Origin of the sequence: Rhizobium sp. BK212 (assembly GCF_014197475.1) — a bacterium.
Classification (GTDB): domain Bacteria; phylum Pseudomonadota; class Alphaproteobacteria; order Rhizobiales; family Rhizobiaceae; genus Rhizobium; species Rhizobium anhuiense.
Genome location: NZ_JACIFS010000002.1, coordinates 349,596 through 369,153, shown reverse-complemented (window position 1 = coordinate 369,153; position 19,558 = coordinate 349,596). Strand labels below are relative to the sequence as shown.

Sequence of the window (19,558 nt, the reverse complement as noted above, 5' to 3'; positions counted from 1 at the left end):
AAAATAGGAGAAAGTTTCGGGAGGACAGTGTCTTGCACGACGATCATGACGCGCATAGCCATGACCACGATCATGCCCACGGGCATGATCACGACAATCACTATTCCGACATGCAGGCACGTGTGAAGGCGTTGGAAACGTTGCTGACGGAGAAGGGGCTTATCGATCCGGCGGCGATCGATGCGATCGTCGAGACCTATGAGACGAAGGTGGGGCCGAGAAACGGCGCGCATGTCGTAGCCAAAGCCTGGAGCGATGCCGATTTCGCCGACTGGCTGAAGCGTGATGCGACGGCGGCGATCGCCAGTCTCGGCTACACGGGCCGGCAGGGCGAGCACATGCGTGCCGTCTTCAACACGGCCGAAACACATAATCTCGTCGTCTGCACGCTCTGCTCCTGTTATCCATGGTCGGTGCTCGGCCTGCCGCCGGTCTGGTACAAGGCGCCGGCCTATCGCTCGCGCGCCGTCATCGATCCGCGCGGCGTGCTTGCGGAATTCGGGCTGACGCTGCCGGAGGACAAGAAGATCCGCGTCTGGGATTCGACGGCAGAGCTGCGTTACCTCGTCATTCCCGAGCGGCCGGAAGGCACGGAAGGAATGGACGAACAGGCGCTTGCCGGTCTCGTCAGCCGCGATGCGATGATCGGCACCGCGGTTGCTGCCAGCCCGGAGAGCACACCATGAACGGACCGCACGATCTCGGCGGGCAGATGGGCTTCGGGCCGGTCGCGCCCGAAAAGAATGAGCCCTATTTTCATGCAGCATGGGAAAAGCGGGCGCTCGGCATCACCATCTCCTGCGGCGCTTTCGGCGCGTGGACGATCGATGAAAGCCGGCATGCGCGCGAGAATATTCCGCCGGCCGATTACCTCGCCGCCAGCTACTACGAGATCTGGATCCGCGGCATCGACAAGCTGCTGGAGCGGCACGGCTTTGCGACGCGCGAGGAGTTGCTGTCCGGCCATGCATTGCAGGACGGCGCGGTGCCGAAGCGGGTGCTGAAAGCGGACATCGTGCCCGCCGTTTTGGCAAAGGGTGGGCCTTGCGATCGTCCTGTTAAGACCGCTCCGCTCTTTGCGGTCGGCGAGACGGTGAAGACGAAGAATTTCAACCCGCCGACGCATACGCGCCTACCGCGTTACGCGCGCGCCAGGACCGGTGTGGTCGAAGCTGTACAAGGTTCGTTCGTCTTCCCTGACGACAATGCGCATGGCAAGGGCGAAAACCCGCAATGGCTGTATACCATCGTCTTCGACGGCGCGGAGATCTGGGGCGCGGATGCCGATCCCACGCTGACCGTGTCGATCGATGCATGGGAGAGCTATCTTGAGCCGGCATGAGACATCGCCGTTGAGGCAATCGCCCAGCCTGCCGAGATCGCCGGAGGGAGAGCCGGTCTTTCCCGAGCCATGGGCGGCCGAAGCCTTTGCCATGACCGTGCACCTGCACGCAAAAGGGCTGTTCAGCTGGAGCCAATGGGCTGAAACGCTGTCCGCGCAATTGCACAGGCCTGGCCGGGCCGAAGATGGCAGCGACTATTTCGACTGCTGGGTGGCGGCTCTCTCGGATCTGATCGTCGGCAACGGCATCGCCGATGCGAAAACGATCCTGGCACTGCAGCACAGCTGGCAGCGGGCGGCGGAAGCGACGCCGCACGGACGGCCGATCGAGCTCAGCAACGATCCCTCGCGCTGATCCTCACGACGGAAACTGCTTATAGCATTCCTCAGCCACCTTCCGTAGCGTCTCGCGGGAGATTTCGCCGGTGACGGCATAGCCGAGTTCGCCGTCGATCCAGTAAAAGGTCTCGACATTGCCCGACGAGGCGAAGCGGAAGCTCGTCGTGCGGTTGTCCGTGTTGCGGCCGACCAGGACAGTCAGGCGCTCGCCGGCCTGGTTCTCGTACATGAACATGGCGCCCGGCCTGCCGTCGACCGGCAGCAGGCGGCCGCCGACCAGCTTGAAGCCGAGCGGCTGCAGGTTCGGGATCTTGAGATTCTGGATTGCCAGGCGCTTGCCGAGCCAGGTGGCGAGATGGGCCTCCTCGTCTGCGAAGACCTCGACGGGGTGACGAACCTCGGCGGCATAGACCGCGAAGGCGGTCTCAGCCTGTTTCGGCAGCGTTTCGTCGCCGGCAAGCTGCAACTCCGGCTTTTCCAGAAGTGCTGGGCCATAATGGCCGCTGACGGCGCCGAGCGCGAAGACGACGAGGGCGGCCGCAGCGATCGCCCAGCGTTTCGAGCCTGATGGAATGGCGCGCGGGGGGACGACCAGCAGGGGGTCGGTGTCCTTCGCCTGCTCATAACCTGCAAACATCGAGCGGATCGCCCCATTTTGCGCCTGCCATGCGGCGACCATCGCCGCTTCATCGGGATTGTCGGCCAGGAAGGCCTCGATGCGGGCACGCGCCGTTTCTGGTAGTTGGCCGTCGGCATAGGCGTGGAGATCGGCTTCGGTGACGCTCGGATTGGTCTCGTTCATTTCGGTCTCCGAAGCGTAATGATGTTGTCGGCCTTTAGCCGCTCGGCGATGCGCCGGCGGGCGCGCGACAGGCGGGACATGACGGTGCCGATCGGGATGTCGAGCGCGGCGGCGACCTCGCCATAGGTATATCCCTCGATGACCACGAGCATCAGCACGGCGCGGTGTTCTTCCGAAAGGCTGTTCAGCGCATCGTCGAGCCGCGCGCGCTCCAGCGGATCGGCCGGTGGTTCGGAAGAGGCCATATCCTCAGCCGCGTCGAGTTCGATCAGGCCGTCGCGCGCCTTGCCGCGCCGGCCGTTGCGATAGAGATTGGTCATGATGGTCAGGACCCAGCCGCGCAGGTTGAGGCCGCGCCATTGGCCACGGCGCGTGAGAACCTTCTCGACGCAATCCTGGAGCAGATCCTCGCCATCGGCATCCGAGCGCGTCAGGCTGCGCGAATACCGCCGGAGCGAGGGCAGGAGGGCCAGGATCTGGCCCTCGAAGGTTTCGGGTGCGGGTATCTTCACGCCGGCTCTCTGGTGATTTGGGTCTGGGCGATCAGGGCCGCCACAATCAGGGTTTGGCGAGATCCCAATTGCCGCCGACGCCATCGCCGGTGATGTCGCCTGCCTTCTTGTCTTTGACCCAGAAATAGAGCGGCATGCCGTCCTTGGCCCATTGTTTCGTGCCATCCTTGCGATCGATGATCGAATATGCACCATCGGCCTTGGCGTCGCCAGCGGCCATCAGCGGCGGCCAGTTCTTGGCACAATCGTCGTTGCAGTTGGAAACGCCCTTGACGTCCTTCTTGAAGGTGTAAAGCGTCATGCCGTTTTCGCCGGCGAGCACCTTGCCTTTGGCGGAATCGACGGTCTTGACGGGAGCGGCGGCGAAAGCAGCGGTCGCGGCAAGGGCGGCGGCCGCCACGACGGACAGAAATTTCACGGACTTCATGATGTCTCTCCTCAGATTGGGCACGCAATCTTGCGATGCCTGAGATGAGACACGGCACAAGGCAGTTTTATTCCAGGCGCAGGAAAAGTTTTCATGGCGGGCGAGGCGAGCCGAAACCCGCTTCGCCCGTGCAGATCGCATCGGAGCGCCTTGTCGGCTATTGCCCCGAGGCGGACGCCGCCGCCATATCGACCCATACCGCTTCGAATATATGGCCGTCGGGATCCTCGAAGGCGCGGTTATAGAGCCAGCCCATGTCTGTCGGGGCGCGCGGATCGGCCTTGCCGCCGGCGGTTGAGGCCGCCTCGACGATGGCGTCGACGTCTTCACGACTGTCCATCGTCAATGCGATCAGCATTTCGCTCGCCTTCTCCGCTTCGGCAACAGGTTTTGGCGTGAAACTCGCGAAGAAATCGCGCGTCAGCAAATGGAAGATAATCGCCTCGGACCAGACCATATTCGAGGCCTGGTGATCGCTGAACTGTTCGTTCTTGCTGCATCCGATCGCTTCGTAGAAGCGGGTCGCAGCGGCAATGTCTTTTACCGGCAGGTTCACGAAGATCATCTTGGACATTGCGGTTTCCTCCTCTTTGGGGTGTTTTTCGGGGGGCAGTCTCGCCTCACACAAACTCCTGGACGATCGTGTCGCTGGCATGAATGCAGACGATTTCGAGCCGTCCCGTGCCGACATTTTCGAAGCGGTGGGGAATGTTGGCGGCCACGACGACGATATCACCGGGAAAGGCCCGGGTTTTGGCGTCACCAACGGTGAACTCGGCTTCGCCTTTCCGGACGGCCCATGTCTCGGAATAGGGATGGACATGCAGATCGGGGCCCTGGCCGGGCTCGTTGTCGACGAGGAAGAGCGATATCTCGCCGCCGTAATCGTGGCCTTCGAAGCGGACCGTCCTGCTCTGATCCGGCCGTGGTTCTTGGTGTCGAAGAATCCTGAACATCACGTGCCTCCTGCTCGTGCCGTCTGCGAACGCAAACTATCTTTGCGAGAAGATATATCTCTGAAAATTATCTTCCCGTCAAGATATCTTCCGTGAATCGAGTGAAAGGTGTATGTCTCGCCCGTGGTGATATGAGGCAGAGAATGATGGATGGAACTGAAGGGAACGGTGACCGCCCCGAGGACGGGGGCCGCCCGAGCGAGGACCATGTCGACCGGCTGCGCCGGCAATGGACGCTGGAACTGCCCGACCTCGACACGGAGCCGATGGCGATCCTGGGGCGGGCCTTTCGGCTGTCCAACCTGGTGCGCCCCAGCATCGAGGCGACCTTTGCCGATTTTGGCCTCGACCGAGGCGAATTCGACGTGATCGCAACGCTTCGCCGTTCCGGGCCGCCTTACCGGCTGACCCCAACGGACATGTATTCGGCGCTGATGATCTCGTCGGGAGGCCTGACCCACAGGCTAGACCGTCTGGAGAAAGCGGGCTTGATCTGCCGGGAGAAATCGCCACGTGACGGGCGCAGTGTGCTGGTGGCATTGACAGAAGCCGGCGCCGCACTCGCCGAAAAGGCCTTCCGCACCGATATGGCGAGCGAATCCTCGTTTCTGCAGGCTCTTGACGGACAGGAGCGCGAGGCGCTCGCGGCGCTGCTGCGCAAGCTGATTGCCGGGATTGAGAATGATCAGCCGAGGGGAGAGAGCGAGGCCGGCTGAGGTTCACGGCTCAGGCGGCAACACGCTGCTTATGCAGGTCGTTTACATCATACCGGTTTTCGGATATGATATATCCTTAATTCCAATGGCCGAGCCAGTCATCACAAGAGTTGCCGAATGATCCTGAAAAGCCAGGTCGAGTGGGCGTTGCATTGCTGCGCCATTCTCGCGGGCCTGCCTGAGGGCAGGTACCTTTCCACCAAGGCGCTCGCCGAGCTTCATGGTCTGCCGAAGGAATACCTCTCCAAGGCGCTGCAGAGCCTTTCGCAGGCATCGCTGGTCAACACCACGCTCGGCCCGAGCGGCGGCTACCGGCTTGCAAGACCCTCGTCCGAGATCAATTTCCTCGACATCGTCGAGGCGGTCGAGGGAAGCGCGCGCAGCTTCACCTGCACGAATATCCGAGAAAACAATCCATGCCGGGCGGAAGGTTATTGTGACAGCAAGCCTTGCGCGGTCGCCCGCATCATGTGGGAAGCCGACGAGGCCTGGCGCAATACGCTGAGGCGCGTCCGGCTTTCCGATCTCGTCGGGATCCTCTCCGAGGAGGTTCCGGCCGAACTCTGGCAGAGCACCTTCGCATGGGTGCTGAAGCGCGCCGGCTGAGGGGAAGACCGCGCTTGAGGGCATTTCCGCTTTTCTTTGAGCCACGGAAATGCCCTGTATTTGTTTTTCGCAATTCCGGACGCAAAACTGCTGCGCACTCTTACTGGAATTGCTTTATGCCCTGAAGATGGTCCTGATGGTTTTCAGAATGGCGCGCGCGCTGCCGGCATGTTCCGGGGGCAGGGCGGCGCCGTCGCGAAAGCGCTCGGCGCGGCTGGCGAGGTCTTCGGCGATCTCTTCTGCCAGTGTGGGACGTTCGTTCAGCAGCGGCGCGAAGGCCTCCTGATCGATTTCATAGGCGATAACCGGGGTCAGAGCCTCCAGGGTGCAGACTTCCTGCATGCCCGCGAGCAGCCCGGTCTCTCCGAAGAAATCACCTGGTGCCAGCCGCCCACGCTCCTGATCTCCGTGGCGCGCCGCGATGATGCCCGCCCGCACCATCATCAGCGATGGCAGCATTTCGCCCTCCCGCACGATGACATCGCCCTTGCGGAATTCGCGCACGGCCGTGGTCTCGGCGAGTTTCTGCTTTTCATCACGCGTCAACGTCGCAAAGATCGGAATGGCCTCGATCAATTCGAGCGGCGTCACGCGGGGCGGCCGTGCGCTCTCTTCGGTCGGCAGTTCGCCGGTCAGGACGGAGGCCGCGGCTGGAACGGCCAAAAGCAGGCCGGCCGATTTGCAGTGGCGATAGACGAGGTCGAGCACCTCGTTTCGCGCCGGCACACGCTGGCTGGGGCTCGTTACCCGGAACTGCAGCTCGACCTCCAGCGCCGTGGCATCCAGCCCCTTCAGCGCCACAACCGGCGGCGGTTCGCGCACGATCGAATTGCAGCTCGCCAGCGCTGTCGCCATCACGTGCCGGACCGAGGCGGGCATCCGCGTCGGGGCGATGCGGATGGTGAGGATCAAGAGATGGGTCTCGTCCGGCCGGCTTACATTCGTCAGGCCGAGCTTTGCCAGAAAACTGTTCGGCAGAACGACGATATTGTTTGCGCTGGTCAGGATATGCGTCGCGCGCCAGTTGCTTTCGACGACACGCCCCTCCGTGCCGTCGCTGAGGAGGATCCAGTCGCCGATGATGTAGGGCCGGCCGAGCGTCAGCGCGATGCCGGAGAAGACGTCGGCGAGGGTGTTCTGGAGCGCCAGGCCGAGAATGATGGCGACGACGCCCGAGGTTGCGACGAGCGTGCCGATCGGCACGCCGAAGACGAAGGCCAGGACCGACAGGGCCATGCCGATATAGACGACGCCGATGACGAGATCCTGGAGCAGGCGGGCCTCTCGCGGGCTGCCCTCCAGCACCAGATACAGTCTGATGAAACCGATGACGGCCCATGCCAGATGGATCCACCAGAGCGATTTCGCGACGATGACGAGCAACGCCTGCGGATCCTCGGACTCATATCCTTGAAACCGGTGAGGTTCGATACCGCTGCCGACCAGGATCAATGTCATCGCCGCAAAGAAGAGAATCTGCACCACCAGTCGCGTCGTCGGCCGATGGCTGGAGAGCAGATGCCAGACGACGATACCGGCGAAACCTATCGCAATGAGGGATATCAGAGGCTTGCCGAAGAGCACGTCGTAGATCATCTCTCTGTCTCCGGGATAGGGCGGGCCGCACATGATTCAGCATCTCGGCCGCCCGCGCAAGCATCGGGCTTGCACGGGCGGTATCGGCGGATGTCACTTCTTGAGCGGGTAGGTGAGTTCTTTCTGATTGGTGTCGACGACGAAAACGGCGAGCAGACGGGCGGGCTTGGTCTCGCTGTCGTTGGCGCTGACGCCGTGACGATCGCCCGGCATTTCGGAGAAACTCTCTCCGGCATGATAGACCTTGACCGGGCCGTATTGACCTGGCTGCGGATCGCTCCTTCGAGCACGGTGGCATAGATGAAGGCGGTGTCGGGATGGGTGTGGCCTTCGGAGAAGCCGCCCGGACCGTATTCGACCAGCACGCCCTTGATGCTCTTGCCCGGCACGTTCGGAAGCTCGTGCTCGTAAACGAGGGTGACCTTCGAGGCCTTGTTTGCGTCGTGCGCGCCGGCGCCGGTGGCTGCAAGGCAGGCGAGGGCGGCGGCGAGGAATGATGTTCTGATCATCGGAATCTCCATGGGATCGTGGTGCGCAGGGCGCGCATGGCGCCCTGGCAAGATCATTTCGGCTGCGCGGTCTTTGCGAACCATTGCTCGAAGGTGATCGAGCCGAGCCGCCGGTTATTGTCGGAAACGAGCGACTGGTCGTTGAGCCTGGCGCCGAAATATTTTGCTTCGGCATCAGCCTCGACGGTGCGCGGATCCTTCATGGCCTTCAGATATCTGGCGACGAGTTCGCTCAGGCGCGCCCGTTCCGGACCTGATATCTCGATCGTCGCGTTGGCGGGCGGTGAGAGCGCCACATCCGCCATGACATCGGCGACGTCGTCGGATACGATCGGCTGCACATAGGCCGGCGACAGGCGAACCGTCTGGCCGACAGTGCCCGATTGGGCGATGCCGCCGAGGAATTCCATGAACTGCGTCGAATGCACAATGGTGTAGGGAATCCCTGACGCCTTGATCAGCTTTTCCTGGGCGAGCTTGCCGCGGAAATAGCCGCTTTCCTGCAGACGCTCGGTGCCGACGACGGACAACGCGACATGATGCTTCACGCCGGCCACCTTTTCGGCGGCGAGAAGTTTGCGGCCAGAGGTCTCGAAAAATTCGAGCACGGCCTTGTCTTCGAAGGATGGCGAATTGGCGAGATCGAGCACGACTTCGGCGCCTGCGAGCGCCTCGGCCAGTCCTTCTCCCGTGATCGTGTTGACGCCTGAGTTCGGCGATGCGGCTACCACGTCATGTCCCTGCTTGCGCAGACGTTCGACAGTCTTCGAACCGATGAGGCCGGTTCCGCCGATGACAACGATTTTCATAACAGATCTCCGTTCACTGCCGAGATGCGGCAGCGTTAAAATTGAATCTTCTCAATGAATTGCGAAGCTTAGTTCAGTCCTGCCTTGTCGAGGCCGTAAGCCTTGTCGGCCGAGCCGGGCACGGTCTTGAAGCCGACATTGACGCGGTTCCAGGCATTGATGGCCATGACGACGAAGGTCAGGTCCGAGATTTCCTTCTCCGAAAGCTGGCCGCGAACCCGTTCGTAGATCTCCTCGGGAACGCCGCCTTCCGGCAGCTTGGTCAGAGCTTCGGTCCAGGCAAGGGCGGCGCGCTCGCGGGGAAGGAACAGGTTCGATTCCCGCCAGATGGCAACGTGGTGGATCCGTAATTCGCTCTCGCCATAGATCTTCGCCTGCTTCACATGCATGTCGAGGCAAAAGCCGCATCCATTGATCTGCGAAGCGCGGATCTCGATGAGAGCCTGCAGCTTTTCGTCGATCACGCTGTTCTTCAGCGCCATGCTGAATTCCATGAATTTCTTGAAAAGCTCGGGGGACTGCTGGGCGTAGTTCAATCGCTGGGTCATATCGTTTCTCCTCTAATTAAGGATACAAAATATCCTTATGGATATAAGATATCCTTAATTGCTGGACTGTAAAGCCATTCTCGCTTAGTCTGGCTGCATAAGGCCTATGCGCAAAAGTATGAGGGGGCGGGGATGGATATCGTATCGGCATTGCGGACCTTTCTGCGCGTCGTGGAGACGGGCTCGTTCTCGGCGGCGGCGCATGATCTTGACGTGACGCAGCCGGCGGTCTCGCGGCAGGTCGCGGCCCTTGAGGGGCATTTCAACACCCGCCTGCTGCATCGCACGACGAGTGGCCTCTCGCTGACGGCGGAGGGTGAACGGATGCTGCCAATGGCGATGAGGATTCTCGAGGCGGTGGAGGAGCTCGGCGATGCCGCCGGACCGGAAGGTGCCATGGCCTCCGGAAAGGTCAGGCTCAGCGTTCCAGCGCCACTCGGCCTCTATCTCAGTGATCGGCTGGGCGATCTTCTCGCCGCCCATCCGAAACTCTCGGTGGAACTGATGTTCCGGGAACAAAGCTCCGACATGATCGAGGAGCGCCTCGACCTCGAGGTGCGTCTGGGCTCCGTCGCCGACAGCAGCCTCGTTTGCCGGCGGATCGGCTGGACGACGGCCTTCCTCGTCGCCTCGCCCGCCTATCTCGCCCGCAGGTCGCCGCCGCGGACGCCGAAGGACATCAAGGACCATGAATGCCTCTGCTACAGCAGGGCCGGCGATGCCTGTTCATGGTCGTTTTCGAACGGCTCGGAAGACATATCCGTCAGGATCTCGCCGCGGCTGACGGCGTGCAGCGCCGTCGCCATTCACAGGGCGGCCCTTGCCGGCGCGGGCCTAGCTGTGCTCTCCCACATCATCGCCGTGCCGGATATCGCCGCGGGTCGGCTGATCCCCGTCATGAACGACTTTCAACCGACCCGGCTGCCCATTTATGTCGTCTATCCCTCCCGCAGAAACATACCGCTGCGGGTCAAGACGGTTCTGGACTTTCTGACTGATGCCATCGGGCAGGATCCGTCGATGTCAGCAAGCGGAGCGGATCGGCGGTGGGAGGGATGATTGTCGGCCGGGCGGATTTGGCGTCATCGGCCTTGCCGCGTCAGTTTCCGCCTTGCCTAACGCCCGCGAATCCTGCCAAGTCGTGCAATCATGCAATTTGCGCCGCAACAAGACGAAGCCCTCAAGGCTGTTTCGAAATGGCTGAATGAAGGGCGCTCGCCGCTCTTTCGCCTGTTCGGCTATGCCGGAACGGGAAAGACGACGCTTGCCAAGCACTTCGCCGAGAATGTCGATGGCGATGTGCTGTTTGCCGCTTTCACCGGCAAGGCCGCGCAGGTGCTGCGCTCGCGCGGCGCCTCCAACGCCCGGACGATCCATTCGCTGATCTACCGGCCGCGCGGCGAGGAGGCGGTGGAGGACGAGGAAACCGGCAAGACGTCGATCGCGCCGATGTTTTCGATCAACCGGCAAAGCCCGGTCGCCAAGGCTGCGCTGATCATCGTTGATGAATGCTCGATGGTCGACGAGGCGCTCGGCAAGGATCTGATGAGCTTCGGCACACCGATCCTGGTGCTCGGCGATCCCGGCCAGCTGCCGCCGGTCAGCGGCGGCGGTTACTTCACCAATCAGGACCCGGATTACCTGCTCACCGACATTCACCGCCAGGCGCGTGACAATCCGATCATCAAGCTTGCCATGCAGGTGCGCGAAGGCAATGAGGTGATGTATGGCGATTACGGCACGGCCAAGGTGATCTCGAAGAACGAGGTGACGCAGGATCTGGTGATGAAGGCCGACCAAGTACTCGTGGGCACCAACCGGACGCGCCGCCGCTACAATCAGCGCCTGCGCGAGCTGAAAGGCTTCAATGCCGATTATCCGCAGACCGGCGACAAGCTTGTCTGCCTGCGGAACGATCCGGCCAAGGGCCTGCTCAACGGCTCGCTCTGGCAGGTGATGACCTCGTCGAAGGAAACGACGAAGCCCGGCATCAATCTGCTGGTCCGCCCCGAGGACGACGACATGGACCGCGGCGCTGCCAAGATCAAGCTGCTGAAGCAGGCCTTCGAAGATGTCGAGGGCGAGATCCCCTGGAACACCCGCAAGCGCTACGACGAGTTCGACTATGGCTATGCGCTCACCGTGCACAAGGCGCAGGGTTCGCAATGGAACGATGTCGTGCTGTTCGATGAGAGCTGGGCGTTTCGCGATACGCGGGAGCGCTGGCTCTATACCGCGATTACGCGCGCGGCGGAGACGCTGACGATCGTCCGTTGACGTTTGGCGGGCAGGAGACGGTGGCGGCCGTCGTGTGTGTTCAGGCCTGCACAATGCCGAGCAGAACCGCCTTGGCGATGGCCTGAAAGCGGTTGTTGGCGCGGAATTTCAGGATGATCCCGGCCTCGAGATCCTTGGTCTCGTCATGTTTCAGGTCCAGCGCCCGAGCGATGCGCTGGGTGGAATAGCCTTCCGCCATCAGTTCCAGGCAACGCCGCTCCTGTGGACTCAGGCTGGCGCTGTCCTGATTGTCGTTCAACGGCGGCTCCTCGATGGTGCCGTCGTAATCCAGGAGGTCGCCGACCTGTTGGAGCTGGCGGTGCAGCGTCGACATCTCGGCGGTCAGCTCGCGCTTGCGTACCTGCAGGGCCTCGCGGAACATTGCCTCGGCCGATTCCTGCGAATCGGCGCTGCGAAGCTCGTCCATCAATTCCTGGATGACGGCGATCGCCATGCCCGTCTCACGGCAAACGGTGATGACGGCCATGCGCATCACGTCGTCCTGCCCGTAGACCCGCATCAGGCCGATGCGATTGGCCGAAATCAAGCCCTTCTCTTCGTAGAAATGCAGTGTCCTGTGTGTCACCCCGAATGCATTGGCCATATCGGCGATGGGCACGGGACCATCAGGTAGATCCGGCGGCAGCGCGGCTGAAGGCAGGAACCGATATTTCGATCGGGCCTCCGAAGCGATACCGGCGGTGGCAAACAGGCGTTTGGAACCGTCTGGCATGAACCCTCCTAGGGCATGTTGTTGCACCTCATGCGGATTTGCCAGTTGCTTCCCATGCGCGGCGAGTGGGGTTTCCTCTAAGCGTTCTTCTCAGTGGGAAAGAAGCAGTACGCGGCGTACTCTACGCGATACGATGTCCACGTTATGCGTGAACGATCTTTTTTATAAGTGCTAAAAATAATCTCTTTTAAATGGGATAGCAACTTTACCGGCATATTTTGCCGGGTTCTTGGGTGTGTCGCACAAAAACCTGTGCTGCACTGCGGAATCTCGCGGTCCTCTTCAAAGGTGACGGGATTTACTATCTGCGGTACGCGTGCGGCAAATGCTCAGCGCAATTTCGGTGTCCATCAGCGATTGGCATCGCATCCATTTGTGAATCTCGTTGGCCATCACGGAGCACATGGCTTAAAAGCAGGGCCTCCCATTTTCATGACCGATGGATTTCGCCATGCCCGCCAAGCTCTCCGTGAACCTCAACGCCATCGCCATGCTGCGGAACCGGCGCGATCTGCCCTGGCCAAGCGTCGAAGCGCTCGGGCGGATCGCACTCGCCTCCGGCGCCAGCGGCCTGACGGTGCATCCGCGCCCCGACCAGCGGCACATCCGCTTTTCCGACCTGCCCGTGATCCGCAACCTGATCGACGACGAATTTCCCAAGGCCGAATTCAATATCGAGGGCTATCCCACCGAGGAATTCTTCGAACTCTGCGCCGGGGCGGCGCCCGAGCAGGTGACGCTGGTGCCCGACGATCCCGCGCAGGCGACATCCGATCACGGCTGGGATTTCCGCAAGCACCGGGCGTTTCTGACTGATGCCGTCGCCCGTTTGAAGAAGATGGGATGCCGGGTGTCGCTGTTTGCCGATGGCGACGGGGATGCCGAAGCAGTCGAGATCGCCAAGGCAGTCGGCGCCGACCGGATCGAACTTTATACCGGCCCCTATGGCGGCTGTTACGGCGCGCCGGAACGGGCGGCCCCGATCCTCGAAGCACTCGGACGGACGGCGGATGCGGCCCTTGCAATCGGCCTTGCCGTCAATGCCGGCCATGATCTGACAGTTGAAAACCTGCCAGCGCTGGTGAAACGCATTCCCGCGCTTGCTGAAGTTTCGATCGGCCACGGGCTGACCGCCGATGCGCTGGAATACGGCATGGCGGAAACGGTACGGCGCTTTTGCCGCGCCTGCGGGCAGGCAGTTTGATCGGGGCGTTGCCTTCAACGCTTTGACTGGAAGCGGGTTATTACGCTTCTGTCTGTGAGTCACACAATGCGTTTTGAAGCAAGAGTCTCCCGCGCCCAAGGACCTGGGCGCGCTGGATTCCTGTGCCTGTCACAGGAATCCAGCCACGGCGCGCCCTGGCCGTGCGTGACTCATCTGCCCTGATGAGGGATCCAGAATCGGAGTTCGCTCATCCCTGCGACTAGCGCAGGAACACAGCGAAAGGCTTCAATGGCCTCCGGCATTGCCTGACGCCGTCAGGGCCGCCTTGTGTTCCACGAAGAAATCCTTCAGCGGCTGTGGTTGTTTGCCGGTCAGCTTGGTGAAGTCTTCGGTGACGATCGCGAAGTTGCCGGCGCGGATGTTGGCGTCGGCCGAAACCAGCATGTCGGCGACGAAGCCGGGAAGACCCGCGCCGCGGATGCCCTGGCCGAGCTGTTCGTCATTGACGTCGACGACTTCGAGCGGCTTGCCGGCGGCTTCGGAGACGATGGCGGCGATCTGCCGGTTGTTCAGCAATTGCGCGCCGGTTAGCGTATAGGTGGCGCTCTCGGCGGTGCCGGAGGCAAGGGCTGCGGCGATGGCCAGCGCGCAGTCGTCACGCGAGATGGTCGAGATCTTGCCGTCGCCGGTGGCGCTGTACCATTTGCCGCCCTGCAGGTTGTGCGGCATGCCGTGCAGGTAATTGTCGTGATACCAGGCGTCGCGGATGATCGTGTAAGCGATGCCGCTTGCCTTGATGGCGTTCTCGCTGCCGAGATGATCGGGCGCGAAGGAAACGAGCGAATTGTCCGGCGCCGGCATCGAGGTGTAGGCGATGTGCTTGACGGCGGCTTTGACGGCCGCTGCAACGGCGCCCTTGTGCTGGGCGATACGCTTGCCGGGCGTGTCGAGCGCGTCGGTGCTGATGATCAGCAGGCGGTCGATGCCGGCAAAAGCCTTTTCCAGGCCTGCCACATCGTCGAAATCGGCCTTGCGGGTGAGAACGCCCTTCTTTTCCAGCTCGGCGAGCTTTTGCGGGCTGCGCGTTGCCGCGACGATGCTGCCGGGCGCGACCCTGTAGGTCTCGATGAGGTGGTGGATGACACGCTGGCCGAGCTGCCCGGCAGCGCCGGTGACCAGGATGGTTTCGCTCATAGGTCGTTTCCTTCTATGTTTTGGTGGCGGTCTCAAAAAGAGAGTTACACTAGAATAGGAATTGACTTGGCGGTGTAAAGGAGGCAGTTTTTCGGCTCTACGTTACCAAAAAGGAACCAGCAGATGACCGGCGCGGTCCTCAGTCTGAAGAACAGAATGCCGGGGATGCGGCGCGAGATCGATCTCGCCAGTCTCGATTTTTCGAATTGCCCGGTCAGGGACATGATGCAGCAAATTGGCGGCAAATGGTCGACGCTGCTGCTCGAAGTGCTGGCGGCTCGGCCCTGTCGCTTCGGCGAGCTGCGGCGGATGCTCCCCGATATCTCGCAGCGCATGTTGACGCAGACACTACGTGACCTGCAGAGGGACGGGTATATCCATCGCGAAGTGTTCCCGACCAAGCCGCCGAGCGTCGAATATTCGATGACCGAACTCGGACGCTCGCTCTACCAGCCACTGTCGCAGCTGCTGAACTGGGCGGAGGCAAACCACGACGCCGTTCGCGCCGCCCGTTCGCATTTTGATTCCACCGACAAATAGGCTGGCTTCCTACCGGCCGCGCCCTTCCGTCAGGAACAACAGGAAGGCTAGCGCCGGAAAGCAGAAGCCGATCCAGGCTGTCATCGTCCAGCCGCCGGTGGCATAGGCCCAGCCGCCGAGCGCCGAGCCGAGCGCGCCGCCGGCAAAGAAGGTCGCCATGAACAGACCGTTGAGCCGGCTGCGGTGTTCCGGGTTCAGGGCATAGATGGCGCGCTGGCCGCAGACCAGATTGGTCGTCACGCCGAAATCGAGAAGGATCGCCGCGGCCGTCAAAAGCAGCAGAGCGGTGAGCGAACCGTCCGTGGCGAAATGGCTGATCACGAAGGAAGCCATTCCGAGCAGCATGGCAATCGTCGAGGCGATCCTCGTCATGCCGCGGTCGGCAAGCCGGCCGGCGATCGGCGAGGCGATGGCGCCGGCAGCGCCTGCAAGCGCAAAGAGGGCGATGCCGTTCTGTGTCAGGCCGAAAGCCGGGCTTGCAAGCAGCAGCGGCGTCGTCGTCCAGAACAGGCTGAAGGCGCCGAACATACCGGCCTGGTAGAGCGCGCGGCGCTGCAGCACGCGCGAGGTCAGCGCCAGATGACCCATGGAGGCGAGCAACTCGCCGTAGCGCAGCTTCGTCTTCGGCAGCCGAACCGGCAGGTTGAAGCGCAGCACGACGGCAAGCACGAGCATCAGCGCCGCGGTGAGGTAATAGACCACATGCCAGGAGGAAGCTTCGGCGACGAAGCTTGCAAAGGGGCGAGCCAGCATGATGCCGCAGAGCAGGCCGCTCATGACATTGCCGACGACCTGACCGCGCGTTGCATCCGGCGCCATGTTGGCGGCGAAGGGAACCAGGACCTGAACTGCCACCGACGAAAGACCGATGCAGAGCGAGGCGATGAGGAAGGCCGTCGGCGTCGACGACAGCGCCGCGCCGATCAGCGCAACGGCGGAGACGGCGATCAGCAGCAACACCAGACGGCGATTTTCGGTGAGGTCGCCGAGAGGCACGATCAGCAACAGGCCGAGCCCGTAGCCGATCTGCGTCAGCGTGACGATCAGGCCGGTGGCGGCAGGCGTGAAGCCAAGATCGGCGCTGATCGGGCCGGCAAGCGGCTGGCCGTAATAGAGATTGGCGGCCACCAGTCCGCAGGCGGCGGCAAAAAGGAAGGTTAGCCAGGGGGATAGCGCCCTGGGAATGGCCTTATCCGGCGTGGTGGCTGAAATGCTCATCGGGGAACTCCGGTATTCAAAGATTGAAAGGAATGATTTCAAATGATCTTGCCGCCGGCCACCCGCTTCCGGCTGTGCAACAGCTTGCCGCTCCTCCGAGAGAATGGCTCGCCTTTTTCCGGGGGATGTCAGGTCACCAACTTCATCGCGGCTTCGGCGACGGCCGCCATTTCTTCACCGCTGCGCTCCACCTTGCCGATGACGCGCATGCCTTTGGTGAGGCAGAGAAGCGCAAGCGCGGTCGCTGATATATCGAGGTCTGCACAAATCGAGCCGTCGGACTGGCCGAGGCGGATCAGATCGGCCAGCAGTGTCTCGTCGGCCATGAAGGCGGCGGCGACACGTTCGGCCGCTTCGCTGTCGAAGAGAGCGAGATCGCCGGCGCTGCCGACCACCAGGCAGCCACGCCTGCCGGTTTCGCCGTGGGAGGACGCCGCAAAGAAGGCGATCAGCGCATGCAGCTTATCCCGGCCGGTCTCCGCCTTGGCGAGTTCGGCATCGAGCATGCCACGGCGAACGGCGCGGTAGCGGTCGAACGTTGCAAGGAAGATGCCACGCTTATCGCCGAACGCCTTGTAGACACTGCCGGCGGCAAGGCCCATGGCCTCGGTCAGTTCGCTGATCGAGGCGGCGTGATAGCCGCGCTCGGAAAAGACGCGTAGGGCAGCGTCGAGCGCTGCCTCCACGTCGAATTCGCGCGGCCGGCCGCGGCCCCTGGTCTTTTCTTGATGTTCAATGGTCGCCGTATTCATGGCATCTAATTAGGAAATGTTCGTTTCCAAATCAAGCGAAACTTTTGCGACGCAGCAAATCACAGAGCCAGAACCCAGTTCTGGCCGTTCGCCTCGGGGCCGAACATGCGGTGTCTCTCCTCGGAGACAAGCCGGAAGCCGGCCTTGATATAGATGGCGCGGGCGGTCTCCAGCATGTCGTTGGTCCAGAGCGAGAGTTCGCGGTAGCCCTTCTGTCTGGAGAAGCGGATGCATTCGTCGACCAGCATCTTGCCGAGCCCGAGGCCGCGGGCTGATTTGTCGACATAGAGCAGACGGAGCTTGGCGATGCCGTCGCCGCCATTGGTGACGAGGGCCGAGCCGACATTGACGTCGCCGCGCTCGGCGATCCAGCAATATTCCTTGGCCGGATCGAAATTGGCGAGGAATTTCCCGGCAACTTCGGCGACCAGCGCTTCGAAGCGCAGGTCCCAGCCATACTCCTCGGCGTAGAAACGGCCCTGGCTCTGAACGATCCAGCCGATATCGCCGGCGCGATGGGCGCGGATGACGGCCGGTGCGGGTTTGGCCGTAGGGTCGAGGAGGGCGCGGATGGTGTGCATGGCCGAGACTGCCGCCTCCGGCTCGCCGGCCGCGAGATTGTCGAAACGGGCGGCGATCTGCGCATTGGCGCGCCGGCCGAGTTCTTCGAACTGCTCACGTCCCCGGTCGGTGACAATGATGACCTGGCTGCGCAGATCGGCCGGATCCGGACTGGTCTCGATCAGTCCCTCTGCGCGGAAACGCTTGAGGATACGGCTGAGATAGGCCGGGTCGAGATGCAGGTCGCGGACCAGCGCCACGGCGCTGACACCGTCATGCGAGCCGATCTCGAAGAGGATGCGGGCATCCGTCAGCGTGAATGCGGTGTCGAGATAGGCCTTGTTCAGGAGGCCGAGGAAGTTCGTATAGAAGCGGTTGAAATCGCGCGCGGTTTCGATGAGGGCGATATCGGACATGGCAAAGATCTCCAGATGGAGACCTAGTCAGACTGCTGACAAGTCGGCCCACTCATCTTTCGTTTATCCTCGGCACAAGGCCGAGGATAACGCCGAGGAAAGAACGAGCCTTGTCAACAACTCAAGAATCTCCAAATAGAGATCTTGTGCTGTATTTAATGGACTGAGTCAATTAATTTGGCAATCCGAGGCGAGACACTTTCAGGCCGCTTCCTCTTCCGCGATCTCGTCCGCGCCAAGCGCGAAATCGACTGCCGCTCGCGCATGAATCGCCGTGGTGTCGAAGCCGGGCAGCGGCAGATGGTCGGGATCGAGGATCAGGCAGATTTCGGTGCAGCCGAGGATGATGCTGTCGGCGCCGTTGTCGATGGCGCGTGATATGACCGCCATGAGCTTGTCGCGTGAGCTGTCGAGTACCTTGCCGGCGCAGAGTTCATTGAAAATAATGTCGTGCACGGTGGTGCGGTCGCCGGCATCGGGAACCATGATGTCGAGACCGAGGTTTTTCATGCGGTCGCTGTAGAAGCCGTGTTCCATCGTGTAGCGGGTCGCAAGCAGCAACGGGCGCTTCCGGCCGCCGGCATGCAGCGATTTCGCCGTCTCGTCGATGATGTGGATCAGCGGCACGGAGATCTTCTTGGCAACCTCGTCGGCAATCAGATGCATGGTGTTGGTGCAGATGAGGATGCAGCCGGCGCCAGCAATCTGCAGGCGCAAAGCCACGTCGGCAAGGCGACGGGCGGCCATATCCCAGGCGCCGGCCTTCTGAAGGGCGACGATCTCCTCGAAGTTCACCGAATGCAGGATGAGTTCGGCCGAGGCAAGGCCACCCTTGCGGTCTCGCACCATCTCGTTGACGAGACGGTAATAGACCGCCGAACTTTCGAAACTCATACCGCCGATCAGGCCGATCGTTTCCATGTCTTCACGCTCTCCATGATTCTGAACTTTCGAAAATGATGCCGTAATCCCGGCGCGGTGTGTTTGCGTTATTTGTTTCCATGGTGGGATATGTGCTATAATTTTGCGCCATTTGATGAAATCGTGCAAAGATTGGGCGGTGGATACATGCTTGATGATCGCGACAGGCGCATTCTCGACATGCTGCAGAAGGATGCAGGCATATCCGTGACCGATCTTGCCGAGCGCGTGGCGCTTTCGGTGTCGGCCTGTTCGCGGCGTATCCAGCGGCTGGAAGAAAGCGGCCATATCGCCCGGCGCATCGTCGTGCTCGACCGGGAGAAAATGGGCGTGCCGACGACGGTCTTCGCTCTCGTCAAGACGGCTCACCATTCCGACGAATGGACGGAAAGCTTTCGCCGGATCATCGGCGACATTCCCGAGATCGTCGAGGCGCACCGACTGACCGGCAATCACGATTACATTCTGAAGATCGTGCTGCCGCGTGTCGAGCATTACGACGTGATCTACAAGCAGATCGTGCGCAAGCTCGAACTCTTCGACGTCTCGGCGTCGATCTCGATGGAAGAATTGAAACATGGAATGGCGATACCCGTGGGCTACGCCCGGTAAAAAATCA

The 19,558-nt window shown here is 61.7% G+C and carries 24 protein-coding genes and 1 pseudogene; 10 read left to right on the top strand and 15 right to left on the bottom strand.

Features of this window, described 5'->3' with window-relative positions:
• Window positions 1-32: 32 nt before the first annotated feature.
• Genes nthA through FHT79_RS06875 form a run of 3 tightly spaced genes read left to right on the top strand, consistent with a single transcriptional unit; the run spans window position 33 to window position 1,697 of the window.
• The gene (gene nthA / locus FHT79_RS06885) at window positions 33-686 is read left to right on the top strand and encodes a nitrile hydratase subunit alpha (RefSeq protein WP_183903128.1); all 654 of its coding nucleotides are present in this window, start codon (window positions 33-35) and stop codon (window positions 684-686) included.
• The gene (gene nthB / locus FHT79_RS06880) at window positions 683-1,342 is read left to right on the top strand and encodes a nitrile hydratase subunit beta (RefSeq protein WP_063474627.1); all 660 of its coding nucleotides are present in this window, start codon (window positions 683-685) and stop codon (window positions 1,340-1,342) included. Before nthA ends, nthB begins: the two co-directional genes overlap by 4 nt.
• The gene (locus FHT79_RS06875) at window positions 1,329-1,697 is read left to right on the top strand and encodes a nitrile hydratase accessory protein (RefSeq protein ID WP_063474628.1); all 369 of its coding nucleotides are present in this window, start codon (window positions 1,329-1,331) and stop codon (window positions 1,695-1,697) included. The genes nthB and FHT79_RS06875 overlap by 14 nt, the downstream gene beginning before the upstream one ends.
• Before the next feature lie 3 nt (window positions 1,698-1,700).
• Here the strand turns inward: FHT79_RS06875 and FHT79_RS06870 are convergent, their stop codons facing one another.
• From FHT79_RS06870 to FHT79_RS06850, 5 genes are all read right to left on the bottom strand, one after another.
• Window positions 1,701-2,483, bottom strand: a complete 783-nt coding sequence (locus FHT79_RS06870; RefSeq protein WP_063474629.1) for an anti-sigma factor — start codon at window positions 2,481-2,483, stop codon at window positions 1,701-1,703.
• Window positions 2,480-2,995, bottom strand: coding sequence for an RNA polymerase sigma factor (locus tag FHT79_RS06865; RefSeq protein WP_063474630.1), 516 nt, complete (start codon window positions 2,993-2,995; stop codon window positions 2,480-2,482). The genes FHT79_RS06870 and FHT79_RS06865 overlap by 4 nt, the downstream gene beginning before the upstream one ends.
• A 46-nt stretch (window positions 2,996-3,041) precedes the next feature.
• The gene (locus FHT79_RS06860; protein ID WP_047614143.1) at window positions 3,042-3,422 is read right to left on the bottom strand and encodes a lipoprotein; all 381 of its coding nucleotides are present in this window, start codon (window positions 3,420-3,422) and stop codon (window positions 3,042-3,044) included.
• A gap of 157 nt (window positions 3,423-3,579) precedes the next feature.
• Window positions 3,580-3,996: a VOC family protein gene (locus FHT79_RS06855; protein WP_047614142.1), complete on the bottom strand. Its 417-nt coding sequence runs from the start codon at window positions 3,994-3,996 to the stop codon at window positions 3,580-3,582.
• Window positions 3,997-4,042: 46 nt separating this feature from the next.
• Window positions 4,043-4,378 (bottom strand): cupin domain-containing protein, encoded by a 336-nt coding sequence (locus tag FHT79_RS06850; RefSeq protein WP_047610811.1) that lies wholly within the window; start codon window positions 4,376-4,378, stop codon window positions 4,043-4,045.
• Window positions 4,379-4,521: 143 nt separating this feature from the next.
• Here FHT79_RS06850 and FHT79_RS06845 point away from each other — a divergent pair, with 143 nt between their 5' ends.
• Window positions 4,522-5,094 (top strand): MarR family transcriptional regulator, encoded by a 573-nt coding sequence (locus tag FHT79_RS06845; RefSeq protein ID WP_183903127.1) that lies wholly within the window; start codon window positions 4,522-4,524, stop codon window positions 5,092-5,094.
• Between the two features lie 117 nt (window positions 5,095-5,211).
• The gene (locus FHT79_RS06840) at window positions 5,212-5,700 is read left to right on the top strand and encodes an Rrf2 family transcriptional regulator (RefSeq protein ID WP_063474633.1); all 489 of its coding nucleotides are present in this window, start codon (window positions 5,212-5,214) and stop codon (window positions 5,698-5,700) included.
• Window positions 5,701-5,814: 114 nt separating this feature from the next.
• On the opposite strand, the gene FHT79_RS06835 is transcribed toward FHT79_RS06840, so the two are convergent.
• The 4 genes and pseudogenes from FHT79_RS06835 to FHT79_RS06820 all read right to left on the bottom strand — a co-directional run bounded on the left by FHT79_RS06835 (window position 5,815) and on the right by FHT79_RS06820 (window position 9,162).
• Window positions 5,815-7,296, bottom strand: coding sequence for a mechanosensitive ion channel family protein (locus tag FHT79_RS06835; protein ID WP_183903126.1), 1,482 nt, complete (start codon window positions 7,294-7,296; stop codon window positions 5,815-5,817).
• 93 nt (window positions 7,297-7,389) lie between these two features.
• Window positions 7,390-7,805, bottom strand: a pseudogene (locus tag FHT79_RS06830) (cupin domain-containing protein).
• 53 nt (window positions 7,806-7,858) lie between these two features.
• The gene (locus FHT79_RS06825) at window positions 7,859-8,614 is read right to left on the bottom strand and encodes an SDR family oxidoreductase (protein WP_183903125.1); all 756 of its coding nucleotides are present in this window, start codon (window positions 8,612-8,614) and stop codon (window positions 7,859-7,861) included.
• 68 nt (window positions 8,615-8,682) lie between these two features.
• Entirely contained in the window at window positions 8,683-9,162 is a 480-nt protein-coding gene (locus FHT79_RS06820) for a carboxymuconolactone decarboxylase family protein (protein WP_047610801.1), read from the bottom strand.
• A 132-nt stretch (window positions 9,163-9,294) separates the two neighbouring features.
• On the opposite strand from FHT79_RS06820, the gene FHT79_RS06815 reads away from it, so the two are divergent.
• Together FHT79_RS06815 and FHT79_RS06810 are read left to right on the top strand one after the other, a co-directional pair.
• On the top strand, window positions 9,295-10,221 hold the full coding sequence (locus FHT79_RS06815) for a LysR family transcriptional regulator (protein ID WP_063474637.1): 927 nt from the start codon (window positions 9,295-9,297) through the stop codon (window positions 10,219-10,221).
• Between the two features lie 90 nt (window positions 10,222-10,311).
• Window positions 10,312-11,439, top strand: a complete 1,128-nt coding sequence (locus FHT79_RS06810; protein WP_047610798.1) for an ATP-dependent RecD-like DNA helicase — start codon at window positions 10,312-10,314, stop codon at window positions 11,437-11,439.
• 40 nt (window positions 11,440-11,479) lie between these two features.
• Here FHT79_RS06810 and FHT79_RS06805 read toward each other — a convergent pair whose 3' ends face one another.
• Window positions 11,480-12,172: a MerR family transcriptional regulator gene (locus FHT79_RS06805; protein ID WP_183903124.1), complete on the bottom strand. Its 693-nt coding sequence runs from the start codon at window positions 12,170-12,172 to the stop codon at window positions 11,480-11,482.
• A gap of 451 nt (window positions 12,173-12,623) precedes the next feature.
• Here FHT79_RS06805 and FHT79_RS06800 point away from each other — a divergent pair, with 451 nt between their 5' ends.
• Window positions 12,624-13,376, top strand: a complete 753-nt coding sequence (locus FHT79_RS06800; RefSeq protein ID WP_063474701.1) for a pyridoxine 5'-phosphate synthase — start codon at window positions 12,624-12,626, stop codon at window positions 13,374-13,376.
• 246 nt (window positions 13,377-13,622) lie between these two features.
• Here FHT79_RS06800 and FHT79_RS06795 read toward each other — a convergent pair whose 3' ends face one another.
• Window positions 13,623-14,531: an SDR family oxidoreductase gene (locus FHT79_RS06795; protein ID WP_063474639.1), complete on the bottom strand. Its 909-nt coding sequence runs from the start codon at window positions 14,529-14,531 to the stop codon at window positions 13,623-13,625.
• 123 nt (window positions 14,532-14,654) lie between these two features.
• Here FHT79_RS06795 and FHT79_RS06790 point away from each other — a divergent pair, with 123 nt between their 5' ends.
• Window positions 14,655-15,071 carry a helix-turn-helix domain-containing protein gene (locus FHT79_RS06790; RefSeq protein ID WP_028757540.1) on the top strand — a complete coding sequence of 139 codons (417 nt, stop codon included), beginning with the start codon at window positions 14,655-14,657 and terminating at the stop codon, window positions 15,069-15,071.
• A 9-nt stretch (window positions 15,072-15,080) separates the two neighbouring features.
• Here FHT79_RS06790 and FHT79_RS06785 read toward each other — a convergent pair whose 3' ends face one another.
• The 4 genes from FHT79_RS06785 to FHT79_RS06770 all read right to left on the bottom strand — a co-directional run bounded on the left by FHT79_RS06785 (window position 15,081) and on the right by FHT79_RS06770 (window position 18,939).
• The gene (locus tag FHT79_RS06785; RefSeq protein WP_063474640.1) at window positions 15,081-16,289 is read right to left on the bottom strand and encodes an MFS transporter; all 1,209 of its coding nucleotides are present in this window, start codon (window positions 16,287-16,289) and stop codon (window positions 15,081-15,083) included.
• Window positions 16,290-16,417: 128 nt separating this feature from the next.
• The gene (locus FHT79_RS06780) at window positions 16,418-17,041 is read right to left on the bottom strand and encodes a TetR/AcrR family transcriptional regulator (protein ID WP_097594214.1); all 624 of its coding nucleotides are present in this window, start codon (window positions 17,039-17,041) and stop codon (window positions 16,418-16,420) included.
• Between the two features lie 59 nt (window positions 17,042-17,100).
• Window positions 17,101-18,018 carry a helix-turn-helix domain-containing GNAT family N-acetyltransferase gene (locus FHT79_RS06775; RefSeq protein ID WP_097594215.1) on the bottom strand — a complete coding sequence of 306 codons (918 nt, stop codon included), beginning with the start codon at window positions 18,016-18,018 and terminating at the stop codon, window positions 17,101-17,103.
• A gap of 201 nt (window positions 18,019-18,219) precedes the next feature.
• Entirely contained in the window at window positions 18,220-18,939 is a 720-nt protein-coding gene (locus FHT79_RS06770) for an aspartate/glutamate racemase family protein (RefSeq protein WP_028757544.1), read from the bottom strand.
• Window positions 18,940-19,086: 147 nt separating this feature from the next.
• Here FHT79_RS06770 and FHT79_RS06765 point away from each other — a divergent pair, with 147 nt between their 5' ends.
• Window positions 19,087-19,551: an Lrp/AsnC family transcriptional regulator gene (locus FHT79_RS06765; protein WP_097594216.1), complete on the top strand. Its 465-nt coding sequence runs from the start codon at window positions 19,087-19,089 to the stop codon at window positions 19,549-19,551.
• Window positions 19,552-19,558: the final 7 nt, after the last annotated feature.